This window comes from uncultured Pseudoflavonifractor sp. (assembly GCA_904419835.1).
Classification (GTDB): domain Bacteria; phylum Bacillota; class Clostridia; order Oscillospirales; family Oscillospiraceae; genus Pseudoflavonifractor.
Map to the genome: position 1 here is coordinate 1 of CAJFTA010000057.1, position 14,212 is coordinate 14,212.

The following is a 14,212-nucleotide window of genomic DNA, read 5'->3' on the forward strand; positions in this document are numbered from 1 at the left end:
CTGAAGATGGTCAACGGCGTCATCCTGCTGGTGGACGCCGCCGAGGGCCCCATGCCCCAGACCCGCTTCGTGCTGTCCAAGGCCCTGGAGCTGGGCCACCGGGTCATCGTGGTGGTCAACAAGATCGACCGCCCCGACCAGCGCATCCACGAGGTCATGGACGAGGTGCTGGAGCTGCTGCTGGACCTGAACGCCACCGACGAGCAGTTTGAGTCTCCCACTCTGTTCTGCTCCGGCCGCCAGGGCACCGCGTCCTACTCTCCCGACGTGCCCGGCACCGACCTGACCCCCCTCTTCGAGACCATTATCAACTATATCCCCGCCCCCGAGGCGGACACCACCGCCCCCTTCCAGATGCTGGTCAGCTCCATCGACTACAACGAGTTTGTGGGCCGCATCGCCATCGGCCGCATTGAGCGGGGCACTGTGAAGCAGAACCAGGAGATTGTGGTGTGCAACTACCACAACCCCGACCAGGCCACCAAGAAGGCCAAGGCCACCGCCCTCTACCAGTTCGACGGCCTGGCCAAGGTGCCCGTCACCGAGGCCGACGCGGGCAACATCATCGCCATGAGCGGCATCGGCGACATCACCATCGGCGACACCATCTGCGCCCCCGACTGCGTGGAGCCCATGGAATTTGTGAAGATCTCCGCCCCCACCATTGAGATGACCTTCTCCGTCAACGACTCCCCCTTTGCCGGCAAGGAGGGCAAGTTTGTCACCTCCCGCCAGCTGCGGGAGCGGCTGTTCCGGGAGACCCTGAAGGACGTGTCCCTCCGGGTCTCGGAGACCGACTCCACCGACTCCTTCAACGTGGCCGGCCGGGGCGAGATGAGCCTGTCCATCCTCATTGAGACCATGCGCCGGGAGGGCTATGAGTTCCAGGTCTCCCCGCCCCGGGTGCTCTTCCAGGAGATTGACGGCGTCAAGTGCGAGCCTATGGAGCGGCTGGTGGTGGACGTGCCCGCCGACAACGTGGGCGCGGTCATTGAGAAGCTGGGCGCCCGGAAGGGCGACCTGCTGGAGATGACTCCCGTGGGCAGCCGCATGAAGCTGGAGTTCCTGGTGCCCGCCCGGGGCCTGTTCGGCTACCGGAACGAGTTCCTCACCGACACCAAGGGCGAGGGCATCATGGCCAGCGTGTTTGACTCCTACGCCCCCATGAAGGGCGAGATTGCCCGCCGGAACACCGGCTCCCTGGTGTCCTTCGAGACCGGCGAGAGCGTGACCTACGGCCTGTACAACGCCCAGGAGCGGGGCGTGCTGTTCATCGGCGCGGGCGTGCCCGTCTACGCCGGCATGATCGTGGGCGAGACCCCCAAGCAGGAGGATATCTCCGTCAACATCTGCAAGAAGAAGCAGCTGACCAACATGCGCGCTTCCGGCTCTGACGACGCCCTCCGCCTGACCCCGCCCCGCCAGATGTCCCTGGAGCAGTGCCTGGAGTTCCTGGCTGACGACGAGCTGCTGGAGGTCACCCCCGAGAGCCTCCGCCTGCGCAAGCGTCTGCTGGACCACGCCGCCCGTATGCGCGAGGCCTCCAAGAAGAAGCAGTAAGATTCCTTCTCAAAAACGCAGGCGTTTTTGAGAGAGAAGATGCAGCCCGCTCCGCGCACGCCCGTGGGGCGCACACTTGCGGGCTGAGAAGTGTTTTTTCCGCGGCGCATGTCCCCGGAAAAAACAGATTTCCACTTGATTTCGCCGCCTGCGGGCGGCGAAACTCTGCCGAGGGCTTTTCGACACAAAAAGGACGGACACAGCTCCTGTGTCCGTCCTTTTTTCCACCTCGCCGTTGTGAGGGGTGGAAAAGCGTGCTATAATGCTCTCACACTGAATATCAAAGGAGATTCCGACTATGCCCTATGCCATTCTCGCCGCGGTGCTGGTCATCGCGGACCAGGTGGTCAAGCTGCTCATCCGGTCCAACCTGGAGCTGGGGGAGAGCGTGCCCTTTATTCCCCACATCCTCAACCTGACCTACTACCAGAACACCGGTGCCGCCTTCTCCCTCTTCCGGGACCACACCTGGATTCTGGCCCTCATCTCCGCCGTGGTGTCCGTGGCCCTGGTGGTGGTCATGGTCAGGCGGGTGTTCCGCCACCCGGCGGGACAGGTCATTCTGGCCGTCATCCTGGCCGGAGCCGTGGGCAACCTCATCGACCGGGTGCTCTTCGGCTATGTGACCGACATGTTTCAGACCGTCTTTATCAACTTCGCCGTGTTCAACGTGGCCGACTGCTGCCTGGTGTGCGGCGTCATCGCCATGATGGTGTACGTGCTCTTCTTCTACGACAAGCTGGAGAAGGCCCCGGCGGGACAGGAGGCAGGCCATGACGCCGCTGACCCTGAGGGCTGACCGGGCGGGGGAGCGGGCGGACCAGTTCCTGGCCCGGCAGCTGCCCCAGCTGTCCCGCTCGGCGGCCCAGAAGCTGCTGGAGGAGGGAGCCGTCACCCTCAAGGGCCTGCCGGTGAAGAAGAACTACAAGACCGCTGAGGGGGACGAGCTGGTGCTCTCCCTGCCCGACCCGGCGGAGGTGGACGTGGTCCCCCAGGACATCCCCCTGGACGTGGTGTATGAGGACGGCGACGTCATTGTGGTCAACAAGCCGGTGGGCATGGTGGTCCACCCGGCGGCAGGCCACCCCGACGGCACTTTGGTCAACGCGCTGTTATATCACTGCGGAAAATCACTCTCCGGCATCAACGGAGAGCTGCGGCCCGGCATTGTCCACCGCATCGACCGGGACACCTCCGGCCTCATCATCGCCGCCAAGAGCGACTTTGCCCACCTCTCCCTGGCCGGGCAGCTCCAGGACCACTCCCTGTACCGGGAGTACGAAGCGGTGGCGGTGGGGGGCTTTAAGGAGGACCAGGGCACTGTCCGGGCCCCCATCGCCCGGCACCCCACTGACCGGAAAAAGATGGCGGTCAACTTTCTCCAGGGCCGGGAGGCCATCACCCATTGGACCGTGCTGGAGCGGTTTCCCGGGTACACCCACCTCCAGTGCCGGCTGGAGACCGGTCGCACCCACCAGATCCGGGTTCATATGGCCCACATCGGCCACCCCCTCCTGGGGGACACGGTGTACGGCGCCAAGCGCCCCTACCCCGGCCTGTCGGGCCAGTGCCTCCACGCCCGGCGGCTCTCCTTCGTCCACCCCCGCACCGGGGAGCGGATGACTGTGGAGTGCCCCCTGCCCGACTGGTTCGAGGCCGTGCTGGACAAGCTGCGGCGCATGAGCTGAGTTTTTCCACAAAAGAGCGGCACAATGTGGATACAAGAGCCCCCGCATGGGTCTCTCTGAAGAGACCCATGCGGGGGCTTTGTCTTGCCTCAAGCAGAGACTAAAATACGACGCATAGACTTTGTGCGGCATTGAGAAAGGTTTTTGAATTGCAGCGGCTTACAAGTCTGGGCGGGTAACGCTGCTCGGGCGACGCAGGAACAAAACCGGACAGCCGAACCGGCAAGCAACTACTCTCAAATACGGTGGCCGATGAATAGCACCGCCGCAAGCCGCATCTCTGAAAGGGGTCCGGGGAAACGGGGGCGTTTGGCCCTGAAAGGGCCCCTCCGCCCCTGTGTCCCCGGCGGCTTTTGGGTACTTTTCGCCGGTGAAAAGTACCCCGTCGGAGACGTCGTCGCCGCAAGCTAGATGCATTCTGTCAGCTTTCCCCTCATCCGCCCCCTTCGGGGGCACCTTCCCCCACGGGGGAAGGCGCTTTCTCCATCACATAGTTGTTCAGGGTGACCCCTCGGCGCTCCACGGTCTGCTCCTTTACAACCCGCCAGCCCCGGGCCAGGAAAAAGGGGAGGGCAGTGCGGGAGGCGTGGGTGGTGTACCGCTGAGCGGGTACCGCCGCCTCCAGGGCGGCGCACAGGGCGGAGGCCACCCCCCGCCGCAGGTGGGTATGGGCCACATAGAGCCGGTCCAGGTACCCGTCCGGGGCCATGTCCCCAAAGCCCACGATGGCCCCGCCCTCCTCCGCCACCAAAGTCAGGTGGGCGGAGAGGCTCTCGTTCCAGGCCGTCAGATCCACCCCCTCCGGCGGGGCCCATGCGTCCAGCTGCCGGGGGTCGTACTCCCCGGTACAAACTGTGTGCACCGTGTCGTAAAACAGCGCCCCAAGGGCCGGGCAGTCCTCCGGCCGGTATCCTCTCAGTTCCATGGCAAATTCGCTCCTTTTCCGGCCCGGAAGGGCCTGAATTTCGGCATTCACACCGTTTTTTCCCCGTGCCTTGACAAGGGAACAATCCCTGGTATAAAATATTGCCCGACCGCAGACAATCGAACACAGGGGCGCTGGACGCAAGTCCGGCTGAGATGCGGGGGATAGCGCTCCCCCCGGTCCCTTGAACCTGATCCGGGTAATGCCGGCGTAGGAAGATGATTCGGCTATGATTGTCGTTTCTCTCGTACCGCATTGCGCCCGTTCGGCCTGCGGTACATATTTTTTCGGGAGGAATCCAATCATGCCTGTTGTCACGCAAAGCCAAAACAAGGGCGGCAAGCGCCGCCTCTACACCAGGATGCTCTGTGAGGGCGCCATTATGGTGGCCCTGGCCCTGGTGCTCAACCAGCTGAAAATCTTCCGCCTGCCCAACGGCGGCTCCATCACCCTGGAGATGCTGCCCATCTTCTTTTACGCCGTCCGCTGGGGCGTGGGCCCCGGCCTGCTGGCCGGCTTCGCCTTCGGCCTGCTCCAGATGTTCATCGACGGCGCCGTGGCCTGGGGCTGGCAGTCCCTGCTGCTGGACTACCTGGTGGCCTTCACTCCTCTGGGTCTGGCCGGCCTGTTCAAGGGCCAGCGGTGGGGCATCTTCGCCGGCACCGTGCTGGGCTCTGTGGTCCGTTTCATTGTCCACTTCATCAGCGGCATCACCATCTACGCCATTGTGGCCCCCACGGAGCTGTTCAACATGACCTTCACCAGCCCCTGGATGTACTCCCTGGCCTACAACGGCAGCTATATGGCCATCGACATGGCCCTGTGCCTGGTGGTGTTCGGTCTGCTGTACAAGCCCCTGAAGAGGTACTTCCTGGGCGCCGATATCCGGTAAATCACACCATGTAAGGGGGAAGGAATTTGGGTAAATTCGACCGCGTGCTGCTGGCCAGCGACTTTGACGACACGCTCTACAACTCCCGCCTGGAGGTGTCGGCCGAGAATGTGGCCGCCATCGAGTACTTCATCCGGGAGGGTGGCCGCTTCACCGTGTCCACCGGCCGGGCCCACCGCACCTTCTCCCCCTATGTGCACCTGGCCCCCATCAACGCCCCCGTCATCCTGTCCAACGGGGCGCTGCTCTACGACTATTCCACGGATCAGGTGGTCTGCGAGCTGCCCCTGCCGCCCCAGGCGGCGGAGGATCTGGCGGTGCTGTCGGCGGAGATGCCCTCCATCGGCATGGAGACCTACCACGGGGACGACGTGTACATCCACCACCCCAACGCCTTTACCGACCGCCATGTGAAGCGGGTGGGCACCACCTGGACCCCCTGCGGCCTCTCGGACATGCCGACGCCCTGGAGCAAGGCGGTCATTCAGGACGAGTATCCCACCCTCCTCGCCGCCCAGAAGTTCCTGCTGGACCGGTGGGGGGACCGGTACGAGGTCATCTTCTCCAGCTCCGCCCTGCTGGAGGTCACCGCCAAGGGCGCCACCAAGGGGGGCATGGTCCTCCGCCTGGCGGAATACCTGGGGGTGGAGCGGAAGGACGTCTACTGCGTGGGGGACAACCAGAACGACATCCCCATGCTCGCCGTGTCCGCCGTCCCCTTTGCCCCCGCCAACTGCGCCGACGCCGTCCGGGCCGTCGACCCGGTCATCGTCAAGTCCTGCGACGACCACTGCATCGCCGACATCATCCGCATCCTGGATGGACGGTACAGCTGAATCAGAACCATCTTTAATGCCCGCCGGAATTCCGGCGGGCATTGTTTTTTCCACATTCTCAGCTCCTTTTGCGGACAATCTCAGGCCTTTATCCCTGCTGGCGTCCAATCTCCTCCAGGGCGCCCGCCATCACCAGCTCAGGGGCCATATGTCCGCGCTTTCGCGGTCACTGCTCTTCGTCACTGTCGCTGCTGTCGTTCATAAACCAGGCGATATAGATAAACAGAAAGCCAAAGATAATTGCCAGTATGCCGGCCTCAAGCGCAAAAACCAGCCTCGTCCCCACGGTCAAGATGCATCCGCCGATAATGAGCGTCTGACCAAAACGAAAGAACTTCTCCGCTTTTTTCATGCTCCGATTACTTTTCCTCCGCTTGCGCGCAGCCAGTTTTTATTTTCAATTTTGTATGACACCTTAAGAAGTCCTGTGATAGAAGAAAAGCCTGCACTTTCAACTTCTGCGCCAATCTCTAGCGTTCCTTCCTTATAGTTATGTTCATAACTCGCAATAAATTTATTTTGAGGAGTTCCTGTTGTGCCTACTTTTTGCTTAACAACAAGAGTAATTCGTCCTTGTGAAGCAGTGCAATGTGGCGCGCTTAAATATGAAGCCATATCTATAACATCATAAATAACGCCTTCTGCATCTTCCGCGCGTTTAGAAATTTTAGAATCTGATGCACCATTTCCGTATTCATCAACGTAACCAGACTCTTTACCAGTGCTATCCCATGTTTTTGCATATGCTTTTAAAATGTAATAATCATCTGGATTTGTCATAGACACGCCAACTAGATCGGGAATATCATACAACTCATCCCACTTGGCCCATGCAAATTCCCAATCTACAGTATATACATAAATATCCTCTGAAGGATTATAATACGCATCTTCTGCTGTCCACGATAGATCATTACTGCTTGACATCGGTGTTATGTTGGTGCCATTTGTTATCTTCTCAAAGCCAAATTCTCTTAAAACATCTTCAACTGCAAGGCTTCGTTCAATTGCCATTGCATGCGCTAATTGATTATAATTTACTATATTGTTATTATCCAGGGCATCCTCAAGTGCATCATAATACTGTTGATGGATCTCTTCTTCCGCCTGAGAAATCGCTGTTTCAAACTGTTCATATGTATATATTTCCGAGGGGGTACTCAACAACTCTTCTTTTGAAGTCTCTACTGCAAAGACGGTTGTATTAAGTAATATGGAAATTATAGAAACTAAACTAATAGTTTTTGTTGCTATTTTTTTCATACTCTTTTCTCCCTTTTAAAATTTTACTAAGCTTTATAAGCATCCTATATATTCATGGGAATCACTCCTACTCTAAATCTATTAAAATTTTAAAACAGTTTTTGTTATTTGTCAATAAAATTTATAAATATAAAAGTGTAAATTTGTTTTTTTATACAATTTTTATTAACTTCGGCAACGCCCGGCATAGCGGTACCGCTTTCTGTCCCAGGCAGGTCTTTTCCAAAAAACGAAGAAGCCCTTATCCCTGTTGATGGCCAATCTCCTCCAGGGTGCCCGCCAGAAGGGCGGCGTAGACGGGCAGGGAGGACAGGGGCGCCCGCTCGTCGGGGGAGTGGGCGTCCAGGATGTCCGGCCCGGACACCGCCATCACCACCTCCGGTGCCTTTGCCTGGAAGAAGGAGGGCTCCAGCCCCACGTGGACGGCGGAGATCTCCATACCCCGCCCCGCCTCCCGGCGGAACACCCGGTCCATCAGCAGGGCCAGGGGGTTGTCCGGCCTGCCCTGCCAGGCGGGGTAGCCGGTGGCTGCCGCGGCAAAGCCGCTGGCCTCCGCCAGACGCCGGTGGGCGCCGGCCATGGCGGCCTCGTCCGCCGGGTCGGCGCAGCGGATAAACTCCGCTGCCTTTATAGTTCCGTCCTCTGTCCACACCCGGCCCAGATTGGCCGAGGCGGACACCACGCCGGGAAAATCGGCGTGCCACCGCTGTACGCCGTGGGTCAGTCCGCCGGTGAGGGCCAGCAGGGCGTCCCGGCAGGCATTGTCCCACGCCTGTTCCGGCAGGGCGGTCTCCTCCAGCGCCGCCCGGAAGTTTGGGTCGCTGGCCCGGTGGGCCGCCTCCAGCGCCGCCGCCCAGTCCGCAAAGGCCGCCTTCAGGGCGGGGACATGGGCGGGGGAGAGCGTCACCACCGCCGCCGCCCAGGTGGGGATGGCGTTGTGGGCCTGCCCGCCGGAGAAGTCCGCCAGGGCCCAGGGGAAGGGCAGGGCGGAGAGCAGGGCGGTCAGGGCCTTGACGGGATTGCCCCGGCCCCGGTGGATGTCGTCCCCCGAGTGGCCCCCGGAAAAGCCGGACAGGGCGATGGAAAAGGCCTGTCCCGCTCCCGCCGGGCAGGTGGCCAGGGGGCGGGAGAAGGTCTCCCGCCGCCCGCCTGCCGATCCCACCACGGCGGTGCCCAGGTGGAAGCCGTCGGTGTTGAGCAGGTACCTGGCCCCCGCCAGCCAGGACGGGTCCACCTCCCGGGCTCCGGCCAGGCCCACCTCCTCGGCCACCGTGAAGATGACCCGCACCGGGCCCCGCTCCAGCTTCCGGCCCAGCAGCCAGAGGACGGCGGCGTTGCCCAGGCCGTTGTCCGCCCCCAGGGAGGACCGGCCGTCCGACCGCAGAAAGCCGTCCGCCGCCTCCGCCCGGATGGGGTCCCGCTCCGGTTCATAGCCGCTGCCCGGCCGGACGGCGCACACCATGTCCATGTGGCCCTGGAGGATGGTGAGAGGCGCGCCCCCGCACCCCGGGGCGGCGGGCAGGTCGGCGGTTAAGTTGCCGGCGGCATCCATGACCGGCACGCCGCCCAGCGCCTCCAGCCGCCGGGCCAGCAGCCGCCCCACCGCCCGCTCCCCGTGGGAGGGGTGGGGAACGGCGCACATCTTCTGAAATTCCGCGACAATCCCCGCCGTGATGGCCTCCGGGCCGCCCAGCCGGGCCGTCAGCTCTGTCATAACGCAAGCCCCCTGTATGCTGTGGTTTTCTGATGGTTGATAATGCCATGACGGCGCAGCCGGAATGGTATCTTGGCCATCTTTTCCGCCTGCCCTGTCAAGGGCGGGGAAAAGGGCCGGGTTCAAAGTATAATGGCCGCTCTGCGGCTATGATACCATGACGGCGCAGCCGGAATGGTATCTTGGCCATCTTTTCCGCCTGCCCTGTCAAGGGCGGGGAAAAGGGCCGGGTTCAAAGTATAATAGCCGCTCTGCGGCTATTATACCACAGGCCGCTCCTCAGAGGAATACCTCCCCGCCCCCCAGCAGCACCAGCAGCAGGCCGGACAGGGGCAGGGCGTACTTTCCCAGCAGGCGGCCCAGGGGACCCCCGCCCAGCCAGGCGCCCAGAGGGATAAAGAGCAGCGTCACGCAGAAGTTGCACGCCGCAGCCCACAGAGGAGACAGCCCGCTGATGCCCGCCGCCACCCCGGCCCCGGCATTGTTCACCGCCAGGGCTGCCGCCAGGGGCACCCAGGCCCGCGCCGGGGCCGGGGGCTCCTCCGCCTCTCCCGGGGCCCGGAGCCAGTCCAGCAGGAACCAGAAGCCGATGCCCAGCAGCACCAGGCCGCCCAGCATATCCGCCAGCCCGGCCGGCAGGAACCGGCCCGCCGCCGCCCCCAGGGCCAGGGACAGCCAGGTCACCGCCGTAGTCACCCCCGCCAGAATCAGGCATCCCCGCCGGGACACCGCCAGCCCCCGGGCCGCGTACCCCATGGAGAGGAGAATCGTATCCAGATTGCAGGCCATGGTAAAGACCAGTATGGCCGCAATGGAAGCCAAAACGTCCATTTCGTACCTCCCTTCCGGCCATCCTATGCCGGAAGGGGGGAGCGGGTGCGGAAGCTTGCGGCGGAAACGCTCGGGCAGAGGTTTTTGGGCGCTTTTCGCCGGTAAAAAGCACCTCCCAAAAGAGCGTCCCCCTCATCCGCCCCCCTTCGGGGGCACCTTCCCCCAGGGGAAGGCTTTGGAAGTTATTCGGGCAGCGATTGAAACACGGCGCAGAGACTTGGTGCGGCATTGAGGAATGTGGTTGAATTACTGAAACTATCAAGTTTGGGCGGGTAACGCTGCTCGGACGACGCAGTCACGAAACGAACCAGCCGAACCGGCATAGTAACTGCTTTCAGGTTTGGCGGCTTCTTAAATTTTTCCGCCGCAAACCGCGCCCCTGAAGGGGGTACCAGGGGGAAACGGGCGCGTTTGGCCCTAACAGGGCCTTTCCGCGCCTGTTGCCCATGGCGAGCTTTGCCTACTTTCCCTCGCTGGAAAGTAGGCCGCCGGAGGCCGCGTGTTTCCCCGCAAGCGGCAGGCCTCGCTCACTCCGCTGCCCGTCCTCTCCCCACGAAAGGCGTTCCGCCTTCCGTGGGGACCCCGAGAAGCAACCACCTTTTCTCCAGGGGGAAGGCAATAAAAACCGGAGGGCTGCCGCAGATGCGGCGGCCCTCCGGACGCTCTTGTGTGGAATTGTGTCAGGCCGCGCCCAGCTCCTTCTCCCGGCGGCGGAGAATCCGCGGGAACTTCCAGGCAAACATGAGGCCGGTGACGGTGGCGGCCAGGAAGTCGGCCACCGGCTCGGCCAGGTACACGGCAAAGACCTGGTTGCCGGTGAGGATGCGCGGCAGGATATAGATGAGGGGGATGAGGAGGATAATCTTCCGCAGCAGGGCCAGGAAGAGGGACACCTTGGCCTGGCCAAGGGCCACAAAGGTCTGCTGGCAGGAGAACTGCACCCCCAGCATAAAGAAGCAGGCCAGGTAGATCCGCAGCGCCCACACGGCGGCCTCCACCAGCTCGGGCTTGTCGTTGAAAAGGGCCACAAAGATATTGGGGAAGAGCTGCACCAGCAGCCAGCTGACCACGGAGTATATCACGCCGGCGGTGATGAGCAGGCGGAAGGTCTGCCTCACCCGATCCAGCTTGCCCGCGCCGTAGTTGTAGCCCACAATGGGCTGGGCGCCCTGGGCCAGGCCCTGGAAGATCATGGTCAGCACCTGCATGATGGAGGAGCAGATGGTCATGGCCCCCACATATGTGTCCCCGCCGTACTGGAGCAGGGAGGCGTTGAAGGCGATATTCACCAGGCTCTCGGTGGACTGCATAATAAAGGGAGACACGCCGATGGACATCACCGGCAGGAGAATGCTTGGCTTGAGGCGGAGGTACTTGGCCCGTATTTTCAGGCCGGTGCGCTTCCCGGTGAGGAAGGCCAACACCCACACCGCCGACACCGCCTGGGCGATAATGGTGGCCAGAGCCGCGCCCTGGACGCCCATGTCCATGCCGAAGATAAAGATGGGGTCCAGCACAATATTGGTCGCCGCGCCGATGACCACGGTGAGCATGGAGGTGGTGGAGAAGCCCTGGGTGGTGATAAAGTTGTTCAGCGCCAGGGAGAGCTGCACGAACACCGTGCCGCAGAGGTAGATGGTCAGGTAATTGACGGCGTAGTCAATGGTCTGGCTGCTGGCGCCCATGAGCAGGAGCAGGGGCCGCTGGAAGGGGAGGAACACCGCCATGACCGCCGCTGAAATAACGATGCTCAGCAGGGTGCAGTTGCCCAGAATCTCCTCGGCCAGGTCAGTCCTGCCCTCGCCGGCCCGGATGGCCGCCCGGGCGCCGCCGCCCATGCCCACCAGGGCGGACAGGGCGGAGATGAACATGATGATGGCAAAGGCAACGCCCACGCCGGTAATGGCCAGATCTCCGTCCTGCTCCATGTGGCCCAGGTACATCCGGTCCACAATGTTGTACAGGGCGTTGACCACCTGGGCGGTGACGGCGGGCAGGGCCAGCCGCCGGAGCAGCTGGGGTACGGGATCGTTGCCCAGATCGTTGGTGCGCTTGGCCATGGTCAGCCCTCCTCCCTTTCCAGAAAATAGGTGGCCTCCATGTCGGCAGTGGCCAGGGCAAAGGCAAGGGGGAACTGCTGGAGTGCCTGGCCCACTGTGCGGGGGTCCTCGGTGCCCGAAAAGCCCATGTGCCAGCGGATGGCCATGGCCTCCTCCCTCGTCAGGCGGACAAAGCCGTTGACAATGTAAACCGACTTCTCCCCGTGGCCGTAGGGCAGGGGGTCCTCAAAGGAGTAGGTGGGCACGGCCTGCCACTTGCCGTCCGGCCCCTTCACGTTGCGGGTGCCCGGCTTGTAGCAGCCCACCTTGCACACGTCGTGGAGCAGGGCCACCAGGGCCACCGTCTCCTCGCTGTACTCCAGGCCGTAGAGCTCCTGGACCCGGGGGCGGGACAGGTAGTCCACCAGGCAGTGGTACACGTTCAGGCTGTGGTCGCACAGGCCGCCGGCGTAGGCCCCGTGGAAGCGGGCGGAGGCGGGGGCGGTAAAGAAATCGCTCTTGTTCTCCAGGTAGTCCAGCAGGGCGGCGGAGCCCTCCCGGTGGACTTTCCCGGTAAATATCTCAATAAATTCCTCTCGGGCGCTCATGTCAAACCTCTTTTCCTGTTCATAATCTCTCAAATCGCAAAATATAATTTTAGCACATGCGCGGAGAAAGATCCAGCCGTTCCCCTTACCCTCCTCCCCTCTGTTGGGACACTTTCGCCATTTTGTTTCCAAATCCGACACTCTCCCCACTCTGTCCGTTGAGAAACTGTCCTCTCCGGAATACCTTAATTCATGACAAATGGAGCTTCCACCGTCAGACAAGGAGTGATTCTCATGCGTATTCCAAACAGCCTCAAACAGTTCGGGATTGAGCAGGCCGTGGACTACATCACCAGGGACCCGGAGAAAAACCTGCCCACCCTGATGTCCTGGGTCGATAAGTTCTCCCGCGGCAATTTCCCCGCCCAGCGCTCCGCCGTGCGGGACGCGGTCACCAACCCCGATAATCCCTACCACCAGCTGATCCTGCACATCGTGCGGGACATCGACCCGGAGGTACTCAAGGCCACCTTTGTCAACTTCTTCCTCAACGCCAACCTCATCGGCTGGGACAAGCAGGAGGCCGCCCGGGCCAAGTACCACTGCAACATTCCCTGGGCCATTCTGCTGGACCCCACCAGCGCCTGCAACCTGCACTGCACCGGCTGCTGGGCCGCCGAGTACGGCAACAAGCTCAACCTGTCCTTTGACGAGATTGACGACATCATCCGCCAGGGCAAGGAGCTGGGCGTGTACATGTACATCTACACCGGCGGCGAGCCCCTGGTCCGCAAGGCCGACCTTATCCGCCTGTGCGAGAAGCACAGCGACTGCCAGTTCCTGTGCTTCACCAACGCCACCCTCATCGACGAGGCCTTTGCCGACGAGATGCTGCGGGTGAAGAACTTTATCCCCGCCATCAGCCTGGAGGGCTTTGAAGAGGCCACCGACGGCCGCCGGGGCGACGGCGTGTACCAGAAGGTCATCGCCGCCATGGAGCTGCTCAAGCGCAAGCGCCTGCCCTACGGCCTCTCCTGCTGCTACACCAGAGCCAACTTTGAGTCCATCACCAGCGAGGCCTACTACGACAAGATGATTGAGCTGGGCGCCCTGTTTGTCTGGTACTTCCACTACATGCCCGTGGGCAACGACGCCGTGCCCGAGCTGCTGCCAACTCCCGAGCAGCGCACTGAGATGTACCGCCGCATCCGGGACTACCGCACCCGCAAGCCCCTGTTCGCCATGGACTTCCAGAACGACGCGGAGTTTGTGGGCGGCTGCATCGCCGGCGGCCGGCGCTACCTCCACATCAACGCCAACGGCGACGTGGACCCCTGTGTGTTCATCCACTACTCGGACGCCAATATCCGGGAGAAGTCTCTGCTGGACGCCCTGCGGGGGCCCCTGTTCATGGCCTATCACGACGGCCAGCCCTTCAATGAGAACATGCTCCAGCCCTGCCCCATGCTGGAGAATCCCGACAAGCTGCGGGAGATGGTCTCCCGCACCGGCGCCCACTCCACCGATCCCCAGTCCCCCGAGTCCGCCGAGCACCTGTGCGCCAAGTGCGACAGCTATGCCGCCTGCTGGGCCCCTGCGGCCAAGGAAATCTGGGAGAACAGCCAGGCCAGTAAGGACCCGGACCACTATCCCTCCGAGGAGGACCGGGTGGCCCGGGAGAACCTCCAGGCCCCCAGAGAGACCATCAGCCAGTCATAAAAGCGTACATACTCCCCGACTTTGGGAATAGCAGAAGGCCCCGCAGTTGCGGGGCCTTCTGCTCAGGCTGTCGAAAAAGTCCCTGGACTTTTTCGACAGCCTTCAAAAATGCCGTTACTTTCGCGCCGCACAGCGGCGCGAAAGTCCTCGCTCCGCTCCCCGGAAGCCTTGCACAGCAAGGCTTCCGGGGCATTCGA

The 14,212-nt window shown here is 62.1% G+C and carries 13 protein-coding genes and 1 riboswitch; of the genes, 6 read left to right on the forward strand and 7 right to left on the reverse strand.

What is annotated here, in order from left to right; translation table 11 throughout:
• From QZY67_RS09785 to QZY67_RS09795, 3 genes are all read left to right on the forward strand, one after another.
• The coding region (locus tag QZY67_RS09785; protein ID WP_295369905.1) for a GTP-binding protein at nucleotides 1–1,560 on the forward strand (1,560 nt) is incomplete at its 5' end.
• 298 nt (nucleotides 1,561–1,858) lie between these two features.
• Nucleotides 1,859–2,359 (forward strand): signal peptidase II, encoded by a 501-nt coding sequence (lspA, locus tag QZY67_RS09790; protein WP_295369906.1) that lies wholly within the window; start codon nucleotides 1,859–1,861, stop codon nucleotides 2,357–2,359.
• Nucleotides 2,334–3,248 carry an RluA family pseudouridine synthase gene (locus tag QZY67_RS09795; RefSeq protein WP_295369907.1) on the forward strand — a complete coding sequence of 305 codons (915 nt, stop codon included), beginning with the start codon at nucleotides 2,334–2,336 and terminating at the stop codon, nucleotides 3,246–3,248. Before lspA ends, QZY67_RS09795 begins: the two co-directional genes overlap by 26 nt.
• Nucleotides 3,249–3,681: 433 nt before the next feature.
• Here the strand turns inward: QZY67_RS09795 and QZY67_RS09800 are convergent, their stop codons facing one another.
• Entirely contained in the window at nucleotides 3,682–4,173 is a 492-nt protein-coding gene (locus QZY67_RS09800; protein WP_295369908.1) for a GNAT family N-acetyltransferase, read from the reverse strand.
• Nucleotides 4,174–4,290: 117 nt separating this feature from the next.
• Nucleotides 4,291–4,408: riboswitch (TPP riboswitch) on the forward strand.
• Between the two features lie 69 nt (nucleotides 4,409–4,477).
• Between QZY67_RS09800 and thiT the strand changes: the two genes are divergently transcribed.
• A complete protein-coding gene (thiT, locus tag QZY67_RS09805) occupies nucleotides 4,478–5,065 on the forward strand; it encodes an energy-coupled thiamine transporter ThiT (protein ID WP_295369909.1) in 588 nt (195 codons plus the stop codon).
• Between the two features lie 26 nt (nucleotides 5,066–5,091).
• A complete protein-coding gene (locus QZY67_RS09810) occupies nucleotides 5,092–5,901 on the forward strand; it encodes an HAD-IIB family hydrolase (protein ID WP_295369910.1) in 810 nt (269 codons plus the stop codon).
• Nucleotides 5,902–6,067: 166 nt separating this feature from the next.
• On the opposite strand, the gene QZY67_RS09815 is transcribed toward QZY67_RS09810, so the two are convergent.
• The 6 genes from QZY67_RS09815 to QZY67_RS09840 all read right to left on the reverse strand — a co-directional run bounded on the left by QZY67_RS09815 (nucleotide 6,068) and on the right by QZY67_RS09840 (nucleotide 12,356).
• Nucleotides 6,068–6,253 (reverse strand): hypothetical protein, encoded by a 186-nt coding sequence (locus tag QZY67_RS09815; protein WP_295369911.1) that lies wholly within the window; start codon nucleotides 6,251–6,253, stop codon nucleotides 6,068–6,070.
• Complete coding sequence (locus QZY67_RS09820) at nucleotides 6,250–7,164, reverse strand: hypothetical protein (protein ID WP_295369912.1); 915 nt, start codon at nucleotides 7,162–7,164, stop codon at nucleotides 6,250–6,252. Before QZY67_RS09820 ends, QZY67_RS09815 begins: the two co-directional genes overlap by 4 nt.
• A gap of 241 nt (nucleotides 7,165–7,405) precedes the next feature.
• On the reverse strand, nucleotides 7,406–8,878 hold the full coding sequence (locus QZY67_RS09825; RefSeq protein WP_295369913.1) for a M20/M25/M40 family metallo-hydrolase: 1,473 nt from the start codon (nucleotides 8,876–8,878) through the stop codon (nucleotides 7,406–7,408).
• Between the two features lie 279 nt (nucleotides 8,879–9,157).
• Nucleotides 9,158–9,709 carry a sporulation protein gene (locus tag QZY67_RS09830; RefSeq protein WP_295369914.1) on the reverse strand — a complete coding sequence of 184 codons (552 nt, stop codon included), beginning with the start codon at nucleotides 9,707–9,709 and terminating at the stop codon, nucleotides 9,158–9,160.
• 680 nt (nucleotides 9,710–10,389) lie between these two features.
• Complete coding sequence (locus QZY67_RS09835; protein WP_295369915.1) at nucleotides 10,390–11,769, reverse strand: MATE family efflux transporter; 1,380 nt, start codon at nucleotides 11,767–11,769, stop codon at nucleotides 10,390–10,392.
• 2 nt (nucleotides 11,770–11,771) lie between these two features.
• A complete protein-coding gene (locus QZY67_RS09840) occupies nucleotides 11,772–12,356 on the reverse strand; it encodes a hydrolase (RefSeq protein WP_295369916.1) in 585 nt (194 codons plus the stop codon).
• 234 nt (nucleotides 12,357–12,590) lie between these two features.
• Between QZY67_RS09840 and QZY67_RS09845 the strand changes: the two genes are divergently transcribed.
• Nucleotides 12,591–14,015: a radical SAM protein gene (locus QZY67_RS09845; RefSeq protein WP_295369917.1), complete on the forward strand. Its 1,425-nt coding sequence runs from the start codon at nucleotides 12,591–12,593 to the stop codon at nucleotides 14,013–14,015.
• The last annotated feature ends 197 nt before the right edge of the window (nucleotides 14,016–14,212 follow it).